The 17,597-nt window shown below is 71.5% G+C and carries 14 protein-coding genes and 2 pseudogenes; 2 read left to right on the top strand and 14 right to left on the bottom strand.

The annotated features are described in order from the left end of the window. Positions 1 to 13: 13 nt before the first annotated feature. From FLV34_RS34510 to FLV34_RS34475, 8 genes are all read right to left on the bottom strand, one after another. Positions 14 to 1,852: a cellulose binding domain-containing protein gene (locus tag FLV34_RS34510; protein WP_147945097.1), complete on the bottom strand. Its 1,839-nt coding sequence runs from the start codon at positions 1,850 to 1,852 to the stop codon at positions 14 to 16. 65 nt (positions 1,853 to 1,917) lie between these two features. Then, positions 1,918 to 4,626, bottom strand: a complete 2,709-nt coding sequence (locus FLV34_RS34505) for a glycoside hydrolase family 9 protein (protein WP_147945096.1) — start codon at positions 4,624 to 4,626, stop codon at positions 1,918 to 1,920. 13 nt (positions 4,627 to 4,639) lie between these two features. Continuing rightward, the gene (locus FLV34_RS34500) at positions 4,640 to 7,123 is read right to left on the bottom strand and encodes a glycoside hydrolase family 9 protein (RefSeq protein ID WP_147945095.1); all 2,484 of its coding nucleotides are present in this window, start codon (positions 7,121 to 7,123) and stop codon (positions 4,640 to 4,642) included. 398 nt (positions 7,124 to 7,521) lie between these two features. Further along, positions 7,522 to 8,007: a hypothetical protein gene (locus tag FLV34_RS34495; protein WP_147945094.1), complete on the bottom strand. Its 486-nt coding sequence runs from the start codon at positions 8,005 to 8,007 to the stop codon at positions 7,522 to 7,524. Further along, complete coding sequence (locus FLV34_RS34490) at positions 8,004 to 8,540, bottom strand: RNA polymerase sigma factor (protein ID WP_142647257.1); 537 nt, start codon at positions 8,538 to 8,540, stop codon at positions 8,004 to 8,006. The genes FLV34_RS34495 and FLV34_RS34490 overlap by 4 nt, the downstream gene beginning before the upstream one ends. 161 nt (positions 8,541 to 8,701) lie before the next feature. Next, entirely contained in the window at positions 8,702 to 9,151 is a 450-nt protein-coding gene (locus FLV34_RS34485; protein ID WP_142647256.1) for a DoxX family protein, read from the bottom strand. 556 nt (positions 9,152 to 9,707) lie between these two features. Then, positions 9,708 to 10,604, bottom strand: coding sequence for a LysR family transcriptional regulator (locus FLV34_RS40895; RefSeq protein WP_187280807.1), 897 nt, complete (start codon positions 10,602 to 10,604; stop codon positions 9,708 to 9,710). Between the two features lie 17 nt (positions 10,605 to 10,621). Then, positions 10,622 to 11,059 carry an ester cyclase gene (locus FLV34_RS34475; protein ID WP_142647255.1) on the bottom strand — a complete coding sequence of 146 codons (438 nt, stop codon included), beginning with the start codon at positions 11,057 to 11,059 and terminating at the stop codon, positions 10,622 to 10,624. Between the two features lie 152 nt (positions 11,060 to 11,211). On the opposite strand from FLV34_RS34475, the gene FLV34_RS40890 reads away from it, so the two are divergent. Then, complete coding sequence (locus FLV34_RS40890; protein WP_222709735.1) at positions 11,212 to 11,388, top strand: hypothetical protein; 177 nt, start codon at positions 11,212 to 11,214, stop codon at positions 11,386 to 11,388. Positions 11,389 to 11,440: 52 nt separating this feature from the next. On the opposite strand, the gene FLV34_RS34470 is transcribed toward FLV34_RS40890, so the two are convergent. The 5 genes from FLV34_RS34470 to FLV34_RS42875 form a co-directional block, all read right to left on the bottom strand. Further along, positions 11,441 to 12,628, bottom strand: a complete 1,188-nt coding sequence (locus FLV34_RS34470; RefSeq protein ID WP_142647254.1) for an Rrf2 family transcriptional regulator — start codon at positions 12,626 to 12,628, stop codon at positions 11,441 to 11,443. 24 nt (positions 12,629 to 12,652) lie between these two features. Continuing rightward, on the bottom strand, positions 12,653 to 13,774 hold the full coding sequence (locus FLV34_RS34465) for an LLM class flavin-dependent oxidoreductase (protein ID WP_142647253.1): 1,122 nt from the start codon (positions 13,772 to 13,774) through the stop codon (positions 12,653 to 12,655). Between the two features lie 12 nt (positions 13,775 to 13,786). Beyond that, positions 13,787 to 14,416 (bottom strand): ABC transporter ATP-binding protein, encoded by a 630-nt coding sequence (locus FLV34_RS41940; protein ID WP_205830121.1) that lies wholly within the window; start codon positions 14,414 to 14,416, stop codon positions 13,787 to 13,789. Further along, entirely contained in the window at positions 14,413 to 15,084 is a 672-nt protein-coding gene (locus FLV34_RS34455) for a class II aldolase/adducin family protein (RefSeq protein WP_142647252.1), read from the bottom strand. The genes FLV34_RS41940 and FLV34_RS34455 overlap by 4 nt, the downstream gene beginning before the upstream one ends. Before the next feature lie 192 nt (positions 15,085 to 15,276). After that, a complete protein-coding gene (locus tag FLV34_RS42875) occupies positions 15,277 to 15,402 on the bottom strand; it encodes a hypothetical protein (RefSeq protein WP_260617214.1) in 126 nt (41 codons plus the stop codon). Positions 15,403 to 15,592: 190 nt separating this feature from the next. On the opposite strand from FLV34_RS42875, the pseudogene FLV34_RS34450 reads away from it, so the two are divergent. Then, positions 15,593 to 15,775, top strand: a pseudogene (locus tag FLV34_RS34450) (S-adenosylmethionine--2-demethylmenaquinone methyltransferase); the annotation flags it as partial. Between the two features lie 231 nt (positions 15,776 to 16,006). On the opposite strand, the pseudogene FLV34_RS41935 reads toward FLV34_RS34450, so the two are convergent. Beyond that, a pseudogene (locus FLV34_RS41935) lies at positions 16,007 to 17,597 on the bottom strand (hypothetical protein); the annotation flags it as partial.

Genomic DNA, 17,597 nt, shown 5'->3' with positions numbered 1-17,597 from the left:
CGCTCGGGGTGGCTCAGGAGCAGGTGGTGCCGTTGAGGGTGAAGGCGGTGGGCGTGGGGTTCGATCCGGTGTAGGTGCCCTGGAAACCGATCTGGACGGACTCGCCGGGTTTGATGGTCTTGTTCCAGTCGAAGTTGGCGGCGGTGACGCTGTTTCCGGTCTGGGTCCAGGTGGCCGACCAGCCGGGCGGGCTGATCTTCTGGTTGCCGGCGAAGGTGAACGCCAGTGTCCAGCCGTTGATCGTGGTCGTGCCGGTGTTGTTGATCGTTATGTTCGTGGTGAACCCGGTGCCCCAGTCGTTGGCCGCGTACGTCACCTTGCACCGGATGCCGGACGAGGGAGACACCGAGGGGCTCGGCGAGGGGCTGAAGGTGGGCAGGCCCGACTGGGCGGTGGCGGTGAGCGTGTTGGAGGGTTCGCTGGTGTTGCCGGCGGCGTCTCTTGCCACCACGTAGAACGTGTAGCTGGTGCCGGCGACCAGCCCCTCCGCGATGTAGAGGGTACTGGTCGTCGAGCCGATCTTGACGAAGTCGGCGCCCTGCTTCATGTACACGTCATAGGCCGCGACCCCGGTGTCGTCGGTCGAGGCGGTCCAGCACATCGGCACCGCGTTCTGGAAGTCCGCTCCGCAGACCCACAGCCCGGTCGGCGCGCTCGGCGGCGTGGTGTCCGCCGACCCCGAAGCCGAAGGCGACGGCGACGGGCTGGGCGAGGAGGTTCCGTCGGGCGTCGCGACGGCGGTGTACGGCGCCGACGGGTTGCTCAGGTTGCCGGCGGCGTCGCGGGCGACGACCTGGAAGGTGTACGACTTGCCGCCTTCGAGGCCGACGACGATGTCGCGGGGAGTGGCGTTCTCGCCTTCGTAGGCGTAGCCGTGGTCGGTCCGCCGGAACAGGTCGTATTTCGGCGGGATGCGGCTGTCGTCGCTGACGGCGTTCCAGGTCAGGAAGATCCCGCCGGGGATGGGCATCCCGCTCGCGGCGGTCAGCCCGGTCGGGGTGCCGGGCGGGATGGTGTCCGTTCCGGTTCCGGGGCTCGGGCTGGGCGAGGGGGGCTCGACCATGGCACGCTGGCGGACCAGGTCGGAGGGTGCGCTGAGGTTGCCCGCGGCGTCCTTCGCCACCACGTAGAACAGGTAGTCGCGTCCGGGAGTGAGGTCGCCCACGATCGCGAGGACGCTGCCGTCGGGCCGGTCGGAGACCTGGGCCGGCACCTTACGGAAGGCGCCGTCGATCCAGGCGTACACGTCGTAGCCGGTGACCGCCACGTTGTCGGTCGAGCGGGTCCACGTCAGGCCGGCGGCGCCGTTGAGGTAGACGTTGTACGGCCCCAGCCCCTCCGGACGGGTCGGCGGGGTCCGGTCGATCGGCGTCGGGCTGGGCGGAGGACTGGTCGGCGGCGCGCCGCTGAGATAGTTCGCGGTCTGCGTCACCTCGTTGGACGGCGGGCCCGCGTTCCCCGCCGCGTCCCTGGCGATAACCCGGAACGTGTACGACTGCCCCAGGGTGAGGCCGCTGATGGGGAGACCCGTGCCGGTCGTGGTGCGAATGGTGGTGAAGGCGCCGTCCTGCTTCACCTGGATGTCGTAGCCGGTTACGCCGACGTCGTCGGTCGCGGCGCCCCAGCACAGCGAGACGCCGATGCCGAAATCCGCTCCGGGCGGGGCGGGCAGCGGGCAGTGATACAGCGTTCCTGGAGCGCTGGGCGGGCTGGTGTCCCCGGCCACTGCGGAGGCGGCCGCGAAGGCCGGCGGGAGGGTCGACGCGGCGAGGGCGAGGCCGGCCCCCAGGAGACCGGCTCCCAGGAGTCCGGCTCTTACGGCTCCGGCTTTGGGGAGTCCTCGGACGGACATGGAAGTGCACCTCTCTGTGAGAAGTGGTCCGGCGCACCGGGGTGCGCCGGACCACGGATCGGGGATCACGAGCAGGTGGTGCCGTTGAGGGTGAAGGCGGTGGGCGTGGGGTTCGATCCGGTGTAGGTGCCCTGGAAACCGATCTCGACGGACTGGCCCGGGTTGATGGTCCTGTTCCAGTCGAGGTTGGTGGCGGTGACGTTCGCGCCGCTCTGCGTCCAGGTGGCCGACCAGCCGGGCGGGCTGATCTTCTGGTTGCCGGCGAAGGCGAACGCCAGCGTCCAGCCGTTGATCGCGGTGGTGCCGGTGTTGGCGATCGTGACGGTCGCGGTGAACCCGCCGCCCCAGTCGTTGGGCGCGTACGTCACCTTGCAGCCGCCGCCGGGAGACGGCGACGGGGACGGTGATGGGCTGGGCGAGGGGGACGGGGACGGTGAGGGGCTGGGGGTGGGCAGGCCCGACTGGGCGGTGGCGGTGAGCGTGTTGGAGGGTTCGCTGGTGTTGCCGGCGGCGTCTCTTGCCACCACGTAGAACGTGTAGCTGGTGCCGGCGACCAGCCCCTCCGCGATGTAGAGGGTCCTGGTCGTCGAGCCGATCTTGACGAAGTCGGCGCCCTGCTTCATGTACACGTCATAGGCCGCGACCCCGGTGTCGTCGGTCGAGGCGGTCCAGCACATCGGCACCGCGTTCTGGAAGTCCGCTCCGCAGACCCACAGCCCGGTCGGCGCGCTCGGCGGCGTGGTGTCCGCCGACCCCGAAGGCGACGGCGACGGCGACGGCGAGGGGGACGGCGAGGGGGACGGCGACGGCGTGCCGCCGGGCGGGGTGCCCCACACCAGCGTGTTCCCGTCGTACACCGGCACGTGCGACGCCGCCGACGCCGACCAGTCGTTGGACGGGTCCCAGGTCGCGCCGTTCGGCACCGAGATCCGCAGTTGCGTGCCGCGCTTGTAGAGCTGGGCGTCGCCGGGATAGATGGGCTTGCCCGTGCAGTCGACCTCGGCGTAGTAGGTGCGGTCCTGCGCGAGCGTCGGCCCGGTCACGGCACAGCCGTTGCTGTCCCCGCCGGTCACTTTCACCTGGGAGGCGGAGGTGGAGCCGTCGAGCGTGAAGTAGTAGCGCGCCTTGCCCGACTGGAGGACGCGCGGCGGCCAGTTCGACGTGTTGGTGATGGTGACGGTCATCGAGGTTCCGTCCACACCGGTGTAGACGTTGCCGGTCTCGGCGCGGATCTCGTCGTACTTCTCCTCCGGGGCGGGGAAGTTCGCCACCGGCGTCCCGCCGTACTCCTTGGCGAATCGCGCGAGCACGTTGGTGATGCCGGAGTTGTAGTCGATGGCCACCTCGTTGCGCACGTAGTCCGTACGGCTGTCGGTGTAGGCGTCGGTCTGGTCCGGGCCGCCGGCGAGCGCGCCGTACAGGACGTGCAGGTTCGGGCCGGTGGTGTCGCTCATGTAGCCGAGATACTGGCCGCTGGCCGCCCGGTGGTGGACGTGGGTCGGCGGGTTGGTCCCGAAACCGACCATGTAGCTGGAATGGCGGGGATTGTCCCCGAGGGCGTAGTCGACCTGCCGCTTGGCGAAGTCGTGATAGCGGGCGTAGAGCGGGTCGTCGGGCCCGAGGTGGTCGGCGTACACGAGGGCCACCCACGCGGTGTTCAGCGCCATGCGCAGCGACGCCCAGTTGAAGATGTACGCCAGGCCGCCGGGGGTGACCGGCCCCTTCTTGCCCTTGTATCCGACCGTCCAGTAGTCGAGGTAGCGCTGGACGTCGTCCTTGTACTGCTGGTCGCCCGTCAGGGTGGCCATCAGCGCGTAGACGCCGTATTCCTTGTCGTTCCAGCCGAGGCCGAAGGTGTAGGCGGGCACCGTGGTCCCGCCCGCGCCCTGGCCCACGTCTGGCTCGCTGCCCATCTTGGGATAGAACTCGCGGGCCTTGTCGAGATAGCTCCCGGTGCCGGTGGCCCGGTAGAGCCACACGGCCGCCCAGGCCAGCTCGTCCCAGTACATCTTGGTCGCGCCCGGGTGGTCGGCGCCGCCCTCCCAGGTCGAGTTGTAGTAGCCGGAGATGCCCGGCACGCAACTCGTGTACGCCGTGTCCTGGCCGTTGGAGCCCTTGGTCGTGTCGGCGAACGTGAACAGCTGCTTGGCGTGGGTGAGCAGCGTGTCGGCGTACGACGGGTCGGCCGGCCGGAAGGCCATCGAGGAGGCCGCCATGGCCGCAGCCGTCTCGGCGACGACGTCGGTGCCCTTGCACGTCGGCGTGATCTTGTAGACCGGCCGCGCCATGCCCTTGATGTCGATCACCTCGGGCGGGCCCCAGTAGGCGTGGTCCACACTGCCGTCGCCCACCTGGACGTACAGCGTCTCAGGTTCGGGATGGGCGGCGATCAGGTAGTCGGTGGCCCACTTGAGGTTGTTCAGCATGGGCGTGAGCTGGGTTCCGTAGCCGGTGCGGTTCTCGACCAGGCCCCAGGCCAGCATCGTGGTGGTGAACGCCATCGGGAAGCCGAACTTGACGTGGTCGCCCGCGTCGTACCAGCCGCCGGACAGGTCGACCCCGGCGGCCTTCCCGTCGTTCAGCGTGCGGTCGCCGCGCCACTCCACCCGGCTCCAGTCGGGCTTTCTGCCCGACTGCTGCGCCTCGTAGAAGTAGATCGACTTCTGCAGGGCCTCGGTGTAGTTGTACGTGCTCGCCGCTTGGGCGGGCGCCGGGCCCGGGACGAGCAGGGCGGCCAGAATAGCGGCCACCCCGCCCAGGGACAGGAGTCTCATGGATGGCCTCGTCTCAGGAGCAGGTGATGCCGTTGACGGTGAAGACGGCCGGGCTGACGTTGGATCCGGTGTAGGTGCCCTGGAAGCCGATCTGGATGGACTGCCCGGGGTTGATGGTCCTGTTCCAGTCGAGGTTGGCGGCGGTCACGTTCGCTCCGCTCTGGGTCCAGGTGGCCGACCAGCCCTGGGTGACCCGCTGGTTGCCGGGGAAGGTGAACCTCAGGGTCCAGCCGTCGAGCGGCGTCGTGCCGATGTTGGTGATCGTGACGGTCACGGTGAACCCGCCGCCCCAGTCGTTGGTCGTGTACGACACCCTGCACGCGCCCCCGGCCGAGGGAGACGGCGAGGGGGACGGCGACGGCGACGGGCTTGGCGAGGCGGACGGGCTGGGCGACGGCGACGGCGACGCGGAGGGGGACGCCGAGGGGGACGCGGAGGGGGACGCGGAGGGGGACGCCGACGGGGACGGAGACGGGGAGACCGACGGCGAGGCGGACGGCGACGGGCTGGGGGAGGGCTCGACGCCGGGCGCCGTGCCCCAGATGAGGCGGCCGTCGTTGCCGTACAGCGTCATGTGGTCCGCGCCCTTGGCCGACCAGTCGTTGGACGGGTCCCACGTCGCGCCGTCGGCCACGCTGATGCGGAGCTGCACCTCGCGGCGATACTCCGACTGGCCGCCGGGGAAGATGAGCGTGCCGGTGCAGTCGACCTCGGCGTAGTAGGTGCGTCCCTCAAGCAGGTGCGGCCCGGTGGGCTGCTTGCACTGGGTGTAGGACGTGCTCACCGTGACCTGGCTCGCCGTGGTCGAGCCGTCCAGGGTGAAGTAGTAGCGGAACTTCGCCTTGTCGAGCACGGTCGCCGGCCAGGCCGACTTGTTGATGACGAACGTCTTGGCCGCCGTCTCCCGGCTCGTGTGGGTGATGGTCGGCTCCAGGTAGAACTCCGGGCCGTCGGGCGTCTCGGTGGGCAGCGTGGCCAGGGGCGTGCCGCCGTACTCGCCGTAGAGCACGGCGAGCGAGCTGGTGATGCCGGAGTTGAAGTCGAGCGCGACCTCGTTCTTCACGTAGTCGCCGCGGCTGTCGGTGTAGGCGTCGGCGCCGTCGGGGCCGCCGACCAGCGCGCCGTACAGGATGTGCCTGCTGACGGCGGGCTCGCCGTCGGGACCGGCGTTGGTCCAGGAGCCGTGCGCGCCGCGGTGGTGCGGGTTGCGCGGCGGGTTGGTCCCGAAGCCGATCATGTAGCTGGAGTGGCGCGGGTTGTCGCCCAGCGCGTAGTCGATCTGCCGCTTGCCGAAGTCGTGATAGCGGGAGTACAGCGGGTCGCCGGAGCCGAGGAAGTCGGCGTACTTCAGCGCGACGAAGGCCGTGTTGGCGGCCATGCGCAGCGAGGCCCAGTAGAAGATGTACGCCAGGCCGCCGGGCGTGATCGTGCCCTTCTTGCCCTTGTATCCGACCGTCCAGTAGTCGAGATAGCGCTGGACGTCGTCCTTGTACTTCTGCTCGCCGGTCAGCTCGGCCATCTGCTCGTAGACGGCGTACTGCTTGTCGTTCCAGCCGAAGCCGAAGTTGAAGACCGGCACCTGCTGCCCGTTGCTGCCCGGGTCCTCCTGGGTGCCCATCTTCGGGTAGAACTCACGCGCCCGGTCGAGGTAGCTCGTGGTGCCGGTGGCCCGGTAGAGCCAGACGGAGGCCCAGGCCAGCTCGTCCCAGTACATCTTCGTGGCGCCCTCGACCTGCCCGCCCTCGCCCGTGGAGTTGTAGAACCCCTGCGCGGCGCTGACGCAGTTCACGTACGCCGTGTCGCGGCCGTTCGTCCCCTTGGTCGTGTCGGCGAACGTGAACAACTGCTTGGCGTGGGTGAGCAGCGTGTCGGCGTACGAGGGGTCGGTGGGCCGGAAGACGATCGAGGAGGCGGCCATCGCGGCGGCGGTCTCGGCGGCGACGTCGGTGCCCGGGCACGACGCGGTGATCTTGTAGACCGGCCGCTTGTGGCCCTTGGCCTCGACGGTCTCCGGTGCGCCCCAGTAGGAGTGGTCCTCGCCGCCATCGCCGACCTGGACGTACAGGACGTTCGGCTCGGGATGGGCGTTGATGAAGTAGTCGCCCGCCTGCCGGAGCGTGTTCAGCAGGTAGGGAAGCTGGCCCGAGCGCTCGTAGGCCGACCGGTAGTCCGCGCCGCCCCAGGCCAGCGTGGTGGTCATGGCCGCCATCGGGAAGCCGAACTTCACGTGGTCGCCCGCGTCGTAGAAGCCGCCGGACAGGTCCACCCCGGCGGACTTGCCGTCGTTGACGGTCGAGTCGGCCCGCCAGGTCACCCGGTTGGTGGAAGGGAGGTGCCCCGACTCCTGCGCCTCGTAGAACAGGAACGACTTCTGCAGCGCCTCACCGTAGTTGAAGGAGGCGGCGGCAACGGGGGTGGAAGTCGAGGTGACGGCCAGCAGGGCGCCGGCCAGTGCGGTCGCCGTGCTCGCGCTCAGCAGCCGTCGCGGTAGTCGCATCACGTGCCCCTCGGAAAAGGACGACGGGCCGGCCCCGCCGTGCGGGGCCGCCCCGGAGACGGGCGGGACGATCTCGGGAGAGCTCCCGCCCGGATGGTGCGTACGCGAAGTGGCGCGATCCAAGCACGCTCCGGTCACGGAGTGATATGTCCAGTTCAGGAGGGTCGCGGCAGGTCGCGGCGCTGAAAATTTCAGGCCCCGCGCCGCTTTTCGGCTCCGCCTCGCTCTCACCCGCCTCGCTTTCATTCGCGCTGTGCGTTCACAGCAGCAGCATGAGCACCCCCACGAGGAGGATCGCGGCGACGACCAGGGTCACCACGAGCAACGCGGTGCTGCCGAACCGGCGGCGGATCAGTTTCGGGTTGTGTGCCATGGAGAGCGCCTTTCGCCTCGTCGGGTCAGTCTTCCGACGTGTGTGTCCGGAGTTCGCGGGCACGGCGCAGCAGCGCCGCCCGGCGGGCATGGGCGCGTACGGCCAGCACCAGAGCGGTCGCCACGAACAGGCCCCCGACCGACAGCACGGAGGCCAGGCCGGTGCCGCGCCGCACCGCCAGCGCGGCGAGTGCGGCGGTGGGGACCAGTGAGGCGGCCAGGGCGATCCACGCGGCGATCACCCGGTCGGTGGCGAACAGCGGCACCCGGCGCGTGAGCAGCCATCCGCCGTAGACCGCCCAGGCCAGGCATACGACGGTGAGAAGGGCGAACATCGCCTGCGTACGGCCGGGCAGCGGGCCGGGTTCGCCGCCCCACAGGACGGCCATGAAGACCGTGCCGGACAGCCCGGTCAGCAGCGCCGTCACCGCGCGGATGCGCCTGGCGGGGGACAACGCGGGTTCGAGTCGCTCGATCAGCTCCCGGGCCGACAGCCGCGGCTCCTCGGTCATGGCCGGTATCCCTTCTCCTCCAGGTGCGCGCGCAACAGGCGACGGGCGCGATTGAGCCGCGACTTGACCGTCCCGGCGGGGATCTCGCAGATCTGCGCGCAGTCCTCCACCGAGAGGTCCTGCAGGTAGAACAGGACGAGGATCTCCCGCTCCGGCATGGGCAGGCCCGACAGCAGGCTCACCAGCTCGGCGCGGTCCACCGCGGCGTCCACGGGGTCGTCGACGATCACGTCGCCGGCCGCCAGGGCCTCGTGCGCGTGCTCGTGTTCCCTGGCGTACTGGCCGCGCAGGCGGTCGGTGACCGATCGGCGCGCGATGGTGAACAGCCAGGGCGCGAACCGGGCGGGTTCCCGCAACCGGGGCAGGCCGCGGATCACGGCCAGCCAGATCTCCTGGGTCACGTCGTCGGCCCGCTCGGCGTCGAGCATGCGCCGCACGTAGGTCCACACGGGCATCCGCCAGCGGGCCACCAGCTCGGCCAGGGCCGCGCGCTCGCCCAGTTGGGCACGCACCACCAGCAGCTCGTCGGTCATCTCGTCCTCCCGTCTTACTGCACAGTCGGACGAGAGGCCAGGCAGGTTCACGCCGTCGCGGCCGGACGCCTGCGTGACATCCGGCCGCGAGTGATCACGCACGCGGGTCGTGCCGGGACCCGGCGCGTCGAGTTCGCCCTACGGGCGGTGGCGCGAAGCGGCTACGCCTGGGCCTGCGCCGGTGCGGGGGCGTACGTCTCGGTCTCCTGGTGCCGCATCCGGTGGATCAGCGTGTCCAGCGCCCAGGCGCCGGGTCCGAAGATCACGATGAGGAAGAACGACCAGCAGAACATCGCCGCCGCCTCGCCGCCGTTCAGGATCGGGAACAGGCCCTGCGGCGCGTGGACGACGAAATACGCGTACGCCATCGAGCCGGAGCACAGCAGCGCGCTGACGCGGGTGAGCAGCCCGACGATGACGAGCGTCCCGAAGACCAGCTGGATCGCCGCCGCCCACCAGCCCGGCCACGTGCCGAACGCCAGGGCCTGACCGGTGCCGCGGTTGCCGCCCAGCACACCGAAGATCGTCGCCACGCCGTGGCAGACGAACAGCAGTCCCATCACGATGCGGAAAAGCGAGAGGACTGGTCCCCTGAACTGGTCCGTTTTCATCTGATCACCTTCTTGTCGTGTCGGCCGTACGGGCCGCGCCGCATGCGCGCGGACGTGATCCGGCCGGCCGACGGGAACGCGCCGGAAAACCGGGACCCGGCGAAAGGGAAAGGGGAAACTCCGGCCGCCGCCTATTCGCAGTCATGGCGAAGTAAATAGGCCGGTATTTCCTGCGTTCCGTGGCTCACATTGTCGGCGGATTGGACGTCCGGCAGCGCGAAGCCGCGCGGTTGTGCGAGCAAAGGACCCAGAACCGCTGGTAAAAAGGCCGAGATAAGCAGCGTCGTCGCTGACGGCTTCGGCGGTTCGCCCGTGGGCCACGTGGCCGCGCCACGCTTATTCAACGGCGAATACGCGCTGGCGGCGCAGTCCCAAGAATGCTGACCGGGATCTGACAAGTCAAGAGTTCAAGTAATCCTCTGTCAGGAAACGGCGACAGCATGTGGTCGAACCCGCGACGCCACCCCGGTCACCTGCCGGTTCTCCGGGCACGCGGACGGTCCGGCTGCGAGAGGCGGCATGAAACTTTCTCGCATCCGCCGGGAACCCGTCGGCGCTACCTCGTCCAGAGGCACTCCTGCGCCGTGCGCACGAGTGCCATCAACCCGGCCGACAGCCGTTCGCCCCGCCACGCGAGCGCGTACGTCAGGCGCAGGTCGCCCGCGTCCAGAGGGACGAAGGCGACGTCGTCCCTGCGGACGGACGCCACGACCAGGGAGGGCGTGGGCAGCAGGCCGACGCCCGCCGCGACGAGGTCGAGCGCGGCGGCGAAGTCGTCGATCTCGTCGGCCACCACGTGCTGCCGGTGCGGTCCGATCCGGGCGGCGAGCCGCGCCCACATCCCGCCGGGCGGGCGTTCACGCGGCAGCAGGACGCGGTGGCGCGCGAGCCGTTCGGGCTGCAGGCGGGGCAGGCCGGCGAGCCGGTCCCCGGCCGGCACGGCCAGATGCCCGACGGGCACGTGGAAACGGGCGGCGGTGGTCAGCTCGCGCGGGAAGGGAGCGGCGATTATGGCCGCGGTCACCTCGCCGGCGGCGAGGGCGGCCAGGGCGGCGGCCCGGCCGGCCGGGCGCAGCTCCACCTCGGCCGGGGGATCATGGCGTGCCATCCGGCGGGCGATCCGCGCCGCGAGGCCGCCGGCCGGCGGGGGATAGGCCAGGCGGACGGCGGCGCCCTCCGGCGACGCGAGCCGCCTCGCCTCGGCCGAGAAGGCCGCAACCGACTCCAGCAGCGCCTCGGCGTACGGCAGCAGCGCCTTGCCGGCCGGTGACAGGCGGACCTCCCGGCTGGTCCGCTCGAACAGGCGGACCCCGAGCGCGCGTTCGAGACGGCCGACGGCCTGGCTCGCGGCGGGCTGGGAGACGCCCAGCTCGGCGGCGGCGCGGGAGAAGCTGAGATGCCGGGCGACGAGGGCGAAGCAGCCGATGTCGCGCAGCGGCGGGCCGGAGTCCACGCTCCAGTATGGGGAGATCAGGCGGTCTTGCGCAGACGCAGGTGGCAGCCCGTCTGACGGTAGAACGCCAGCTGGTCGTAGTAGATCCGCCCGCTGGCGAACAGGCCGTCGTCGTCGAGCGTGTAGGCGGCCGCCGCCTGGAGGATCACGCGGCGGCCGGTGCCCATGACCTCCGCGCCGCCCGGCAGTTGCAGCACCCCGGTGTGGGTGCCACTGAACGTCCACTCTGTGATGATGGTGTCGCCGAGGGCGGCCCGCGAGGTGGTCTCGTTGTGCGTGTCGGGGAACGCCGTGAAGAGCTGCTGGTAGTACCAGCCGATCTGCTCGTGCCCCTCCAGCACCCCCGCGGGCGTGACGAACACGGCCCCCGGGCTGTAGCAGCGAAGCACTCGCTCCTCGTCCTGGGAGCTGATCGCGTCGATGAGCGCGTCGAGCAGCGCGCTGATCTCGGTCATACGCCTCCCATTCCCGTCCTGGAACTCCTACCCGCGGGAACGGGTGGCGACGCAGGCCCACAGCGCACCGGGGCGGGGGCCGTACGCTGCCCTGACGCAACGGTTGCTCGGGGAAACACGGCCATCGGCACCATCAGGCCGTCCACCTGCGGGTGGACCTGGCCGCGGTGTACCTGTCCACAGGCCACCATCTGGAGGCCGCCGAGGAGGCGCTGCCGGGCCTGGACGACGACGCCGCGGACGGCTTCACCACCCTCGACGAGATCGACGCCGCCGAAGAGGCCGCCCGTCTGCACGCCGACATCAGGTCGGCGCTCGAAGGGAACTGAAGCGGCGGCACGAGCCCCGGACCGCGCCGGTCCGAGGCTCTGCCCCGTGCGCCTAGGGGGCGCCCTTTATGTGTCGGAGGAGGTCGTCCGGCAGGTCGCCGTCCAGCAGGTGGCGGAGGGTGACCTGCTCCAGCATCGATTCGAGGCTCCGCTGGAGGGCGACCCAGACGTCCCGCAGCGGTCGGGCGTCGCCGGTGTAGGCGAGGTCGCCGGGGGCGCCGCCCTGGACGGCCGCCAGCGGGCCCTCCACCGCCCGCATCACGTCGGCGACCGAGATCGACTCGGCGGGGCGCGCCAGCCAGTAGCCGCCCTCGCATCCGCGCTGGCTGTGGACGAGCCCTGCCTGGCGCAGCGAGCCGAGCAAGCCGTTGAGGAAGGTGAGCGGGATGTCCTGGGCCCTGGCGATCGTCTCGCACTTGGTCGGGGTGTCGCCCGTCCCCGCGAGGTGGATCGCGGCGCGGACGGCGTAGTCGGAACGGGCGGAGATATTCATGACGCTCGGACGCCACGCGCCCGACGCGGCGCGCTGGGGGCGCTGGGCGGGGGTGCTTCGCCCGCCCAGCGATTCGAGGAACAGGACGATGCGGGCCGCGACGCTGCGGTGGTCCTTGTCGTTCAGCACGTCGTGCGCGCCGCCCGGGGTGACCACCAGGGTCGCGGACGGGTGCCGCCGGACGAGCGCCTTCACGGGGCGGACGGGCGCGATCATGTCGGCCTCGCCGTGCAGCACCAGGGTCGGCAGCCGCGGGAGCCGCCACGCGGGCGGCGGCGGGTCGAGCGGTTCGTCCAGGGCGCCCCAGCGGAACCCCGGGTCGCGGGACAGCAGGGCGGTGTGCACCCCGCACGCGGTCCGGGCGGTGAGCTCGGCGTCCTGGTCGAGGGGCGGGCGGTCCGGCGGGCCGAGCGGGAGGCCCGCCAGGATGAGCCCGGCGATCGCGGCCGGGCGGTGCTCGGCGAGCCGCGCCGCCGCGAGGGCGCCGCTGTCGGAGCCAGCGAGGACGCGCGGGGCCGTGTCGTCCGGCCCGAACAGGGCGCTGAGGTCGGGCGGCCCCGCGTCCAGGGCGGGGGCGACGACGGTGTAGCCGTCGCCGCTCAGGCGCTTGCCGAGCCGGTCGTACAGCCGGGGGTGCTCGCCGCGGCCGTGCAGGAGGACGACGGTGCCCCGAGAGGGGCCGCCCGGCGCCCACCGCGCCGTTTCCGGCGCGGTGGCGCGCGGGGAGTCGTCGATGGTTCGTGACATGGTGCTCCTTGCGGATCTGGGCGGTCAGGACGCGGCGTGGGCGGGGACGTCCCGCCGGGCGGCGCCCCCGACGCGCGGCAGGACGAGCTCGCCCACGCGGTACGCCTCCTCCAGTGCCGGGTAGCCGTTGAGGATCAGGGTGTCGAGCCCGGCGTCGGCGTACTCCTCGATGCGCTCGGCAACCTGCGCGTGGCTGCCGAGCAGCGCCGTCCCGCCGCCGCCGCGCACGAGCCCGATCCCGGCCCACACGTTCGGGTGGACGAGTAGGTCCTCGACGGCGCCGTGCCTGCCGCCATGCAGGCCACGGACGCGCGCCTGGCCCACCGAGTCCATGGCCTTAAGGGCCCGCTGTGTCGCGGCGACCGCCTCCGGGGTCATGGTGGCGAGGTGGCGGGCGGCCTCCGCGTAGGCCTCCCGTTCCGTCTCCCGCGTGATGACGTGCATGAACACGCCGAACCTGAGAGTCCGGCCATATGCGGCGGCGCGCTCGCGCATCTCGTCCACGCGCGTGCGGATCGCTGGCGGCGGCTCCCCGTACATGAGGTACACGTCGGCGTGGCGTGCCGCGACGTCCTTCGCGACGTCGGAGGAGCCCGCGAAGTAGATCGGCGGTCGGAGGCCGAAGTCGGCGGGCTTCTCGACGGCGTTGCGGAAGTACGGGCCCTCGTGGACGAACGGCTCGCCGCGCCACAGCAGGTCGAGGACGGTGAGGAAGTCGTCAGTCCGCCGGTAGCGGTCGTCATGGTCGAGGAAGTCGCCGTACGCGCGCTGGTCGGCGGGGCTGCCGCCAGTGGTGATGTTCAGCCGGACGCGCCCGCGGGTGGCGCGCTGCAGCGTCCCGGTCATCTGCGCGGTGATTGCCGGCAGGGTCAGGCCGGCGCGGAACGCGACGATGAACTCCAGCGTGCGCGTCTCCTGGGCGACGCTCGCGGTGGTGACGAAGGTGTCCTCGCTGCTGAATCCCGTCGGTAGGAGGACGCCGGAGAAGCCGGCCTGCTCGGCCGCGCGGCCGAGCTGGACGAGGTAGTACGGGTCGGACTCGCGGACGCGCGCGTAGAGCCCTTCCTCGGCGGTCCGCCCGGAGCGGTCGGTGCTGACGATGTTGCGACCGTCCCCGTAGGTCGGCAGGAACCAGTGGAATTCCATCGGTCGCTCCTTTCAGGCGCGGGTGTCGGCGTGGTCGGGCCTGCCGGTGACGGCGGCCAGCGTGGGCGCGTTGTCCGGTTCGGCGCCCGGCCGAGGCTCGGCGCCGGTCCCGCCGGATAGGTCAACGCCGAGGCTCAGCAGGAGGCGGTACCGCAGCGCGGCGAACTCGGGGTCGCGTGGGTCGCGTGGGCGGGGGAGGCCGACGCGGATCTCGTCGGCGATCCGGCCGCCGTCGACCAGCAGCACCCGGTCGGCCAGCAGCAACGCCTCCTCGACGTCATGCGTGACCATCAGTGTGGTGATCTCGTGGCGCCGCCACAGCCCGGCGACCTGGCGCTGCATCTTCAGGCGCGTCAGGGCGTCCAGCGCGGCGAACGGCTCATCGAGCAGCAGCAGGTCGGGCGTGCGGACGAGGGCGCGGGCGAGCGCCACGAGCTGCGCGAACTGGACGAGTTGCTGGACCTTCAGCCCGAGCGGGCTGCGGGTGATGACCTCTCGGCGCAGCTCCTCCAGGAGGCCGGGGGCGGTGAAGCGGCCGTGCTCGGCGCTGAACGTCCACCGGTCCCGGACGGCGTCGGGGACGTGGCCGAACAACGTCAGATAGGTCTCCTCGTAGGCGCCGGTGTCGGGTCCAGTGGTCACCGGGAGCCGTCCTCGATCGCGATGGCGCCGCCGAGCGCCGTCGCGCCCAGCGTGACCTGCGCGGTCTCCTCTAGCGCGACCGCGAGCCTGCTCGCCCCGGCGGCGTCGGCGCCGGTCGCCAGCACGCCGTGGTTGGCCAGCAGGACGGCGCCGCTGCGCGGGTGCGCGGTGAACGTGTCGACGATGTTGGAGACAGCCCGGCCGCTGCCCCGGGCACCGTAGGGGGCGACGGGGACGTCCTCGGACTGCCCCGCGCGCAGCAGCGACTCGTACCGCGCCGGCAGCGCCCGTCCCGCGACGGCGTATGCGGTCGCGAACGGCGAGTGGGTGTGGATGACCGAGCCTGTGCCGGGCCGGGCCCGGTAGACCTCGGTGTGCATCCGGACGATCTCCTCATTCTCGGGGGCCAGCCACCCCGCGACGAGGTCTCCGTCCAGGGTGACCACGGCGAACTCCTCCGTCCCCAGGTCACGGAGCAGTCCGCGGGAGGTCAGCAGGATGTGGCCGGGGTCGCCCGGCAGGCGGACGCTCGCGTTCCCGTGCCCGCTCTTGGACATGACGTCGGAGGTGAAGAGGTTCCGCACCGCGCCGAGCAGTGCGTCCCGCGCCGCGGTGACGCCCGGGTCCGCGAGCGGGAGGGGATCGGTGGTCTGCAGTGCCTGTGACATCTGAAGCAATCTCCGGTGACTGTCAGCACGGACGTGGTGACGGATCGAGGGCAATGGACGGCAGCGGATCGACGATGATCGCAGCAGAAGACGGCCGTATCGGCGGTCAAGGGCGCTGTATTTCTATACTAAACCAGTAGAGAATATAGAGAGTCAAGGGTGCGGCGCCGCCCGCACCCGGGGCTCGGGGCATCAGAGGGCGTGATGCGGCGGGCGTCGTCGGACGGGACGAACGCGGCGGCGCAGCATCGGGTCGCGCACCGCCGCCAGCGCGGCGGCCAGGTCCTTGACGTCGCGCAGCGCGGCCACGCCCACCACGGACGCGGCCTCCTCGCATTCGGCGCGTCGCCGGCCGTACTCGCCGCCCGTCAGGGCTGCGAGGCGCGCGTGTCGACCACCAGGAGGCTCAGCCCGGCGGCGGTCGGGTCGAACGGCACCTGGGACGAGAGCCCGCCGCGGCAGTCGAGCATGAGCGCGTGCCTGGGCCGTGCACAGAGGGGGCCGGGTGCTGGGGGTCGAGGGCACGGTACGGGACACGGCCGCCCTAGCCGGTCTCGATCTCGGCATCAAGGCGCTCGGCGCCAACGCGCGCAGGAGCGCCAAGACCGGCCAGGGAGAGATCGACGTCCCCGTGAGCTTCGGCGACGTGACCTTCGTCCCGGGCGCGTGGCTCTACAGCGAGGACGGCATCGCTGGTCAGCGACCACCGCCTCGACGCCTGAGCTTCCCCGGGCGGCTATTCGCAACGCCACCCCGGACCTGCCTGTGCGTCGCCCCCTGTGCCTCCCGCGCCTGCAGTCCGACGCGACCTGTCTGCGCGGTGCCCGAGCCTGCCTGCGCGGTGCCTACCGTGCCTCCCGCCTCACTCCCGCAGCCGCCCGGGCCCTGTCCGCACGTCGGCCCACCTCTCCGTGCCCCCGCCTCACTCGCGCGGCCGCCTGCTCCCGATCCGGTGGTAGGTGAAGGCCCAGCGGTCGGTGCCTTCTTTGCGGCGGGGGTAGCGGTCGGGGTGCTGGTAGCGGTCTCGGTTGTGGAACTGGCAGGCCGGGCCGAGGAGCTTCAGGTCCGTCAGGCCGCCGGTGCTCCAGTTGTCGGCGTGGTCGATCTGGCACATGGTCGCCGGGAGGGGGCAGCCGTCGATCCAGCACGTGGCGTACCGGGCGAAGATGGCCCGGCGTTGGGCGGGGGTGGCCAGGCGGACCTTTCGGCCCAAGTCCAGCACCTGCCCGTCGGCGTTCATGACGATCCGCACCAACGTACTGGTGCGGGCGAGCCGGTGCACGCTGGAGACGGGCAGCACCTGCCCGGTCGCCAGCAACAACCCCGGCACCATCCCCAACGATGCCCCCAACGCTGGCCTCAGCGACGCCCCGGGCGGCATGCCTGCCGACGCTCCCGGAGCTGCACCCGGCGCCGCTCCTTGCGCCGCTTCTTGGGCCGTCCCCGGTGTCCCTCGCCCGGCTCCCGGTGCTGTTCCCGATGCCCTCCCGGGTGGTGTCTCCGGCTCCGGTCCCGGCCCGCCGGGCGCCGTTCCCGATGGCCCCGGTGCCCCCGGTGTCGGCGTCGCACGCGAGCAGCGCGCCTGGCCGTCGCACGGGCACGTGCCCTGGCCATGCCGGCAGTCCCCCGCAGGCCGAGGCCCGGCGTGGGTGTGGCGTGTGGAGGCGTCCTCAGGAGGAGGATCCGGCTGCGCCGCCTCCGAGGGTGCTATGTCGCAGTCGGCAGAGGCGGTGCTCGCGGTGTCGCGCGGCACGCACTCACCGGGCCGCCGCTCACCGGTCCCGCGCTTATCGATCCCGCAGCCGCGAGACTCCTCAACGGGAAGTCCGGCCGTGGCGTTACCGGATCCAGGGGCAGGGGCAGGGGGAGGGGCGGTGGCGGGATTGGTGGCAGGGTCGGCCTCGGCTTCGCGCACGTCACCGATGCCGGCGTCTGCGGTAGCGCAAGCGTCGTCGGCGGCTGCATCTTCATCGGCACCGGTGTCCGCAGCGCCGTCGGCAGCGGCATCGCTTCCTGCACCGGTATCCGCATCGGCAGCGTCAAGCTCGTCCAGGGCGTCGGAGTCGTCGGTGCCATCCGCAGTCTTGCTCAGGGTCTCGGCGCTTCCAGTGGCGTCGTGGGAGTAGTCGCTGGTGTCTTCGGCCTCGGCGGGCGCAGGGTCGCCGGTGTCATCGGTAATCTCCGCACCGGCATCTGCCCCGGCCTCGCTGTCAGCAGGGCCGTCGGCCTCGCCAGGAGCGGGGTCGCTCGCGTTGTCGGCGGCGGTGTCTTGGGTGGCCGGGTCGGCGGGGTATGGGTCGTCGGTGGTTTCGGGGTCTGCGGTGGTTTCGGGGTCGGTGGGGAGGGATTCGGCGCTGACCACGACGAGGAGCTCGGTGACGATCTTCTGCTCCAGCAGGGCGATCAGCGCGTCGGCCTGGCGTACCGTCAGCGGGCGGTCATCCCCCTGTGCCCTCAGCTTGGCGTACGCCTGCAACAACGCCATCAACCGGGCGCCGGCCTCACGCGGCAGG

The organism is Microbispora sp. CSR-4 (genome assembly GCF_008033685.1).
Taxonomy (GTDB): Bacteria; Actinomycetota; Actinomycetes; order Streptosporangiales; family Streptosporangiaceae; genus Microbispora.
This window is presented reverse-complemented; position numbering and strand designations above follow the sequence as displayed.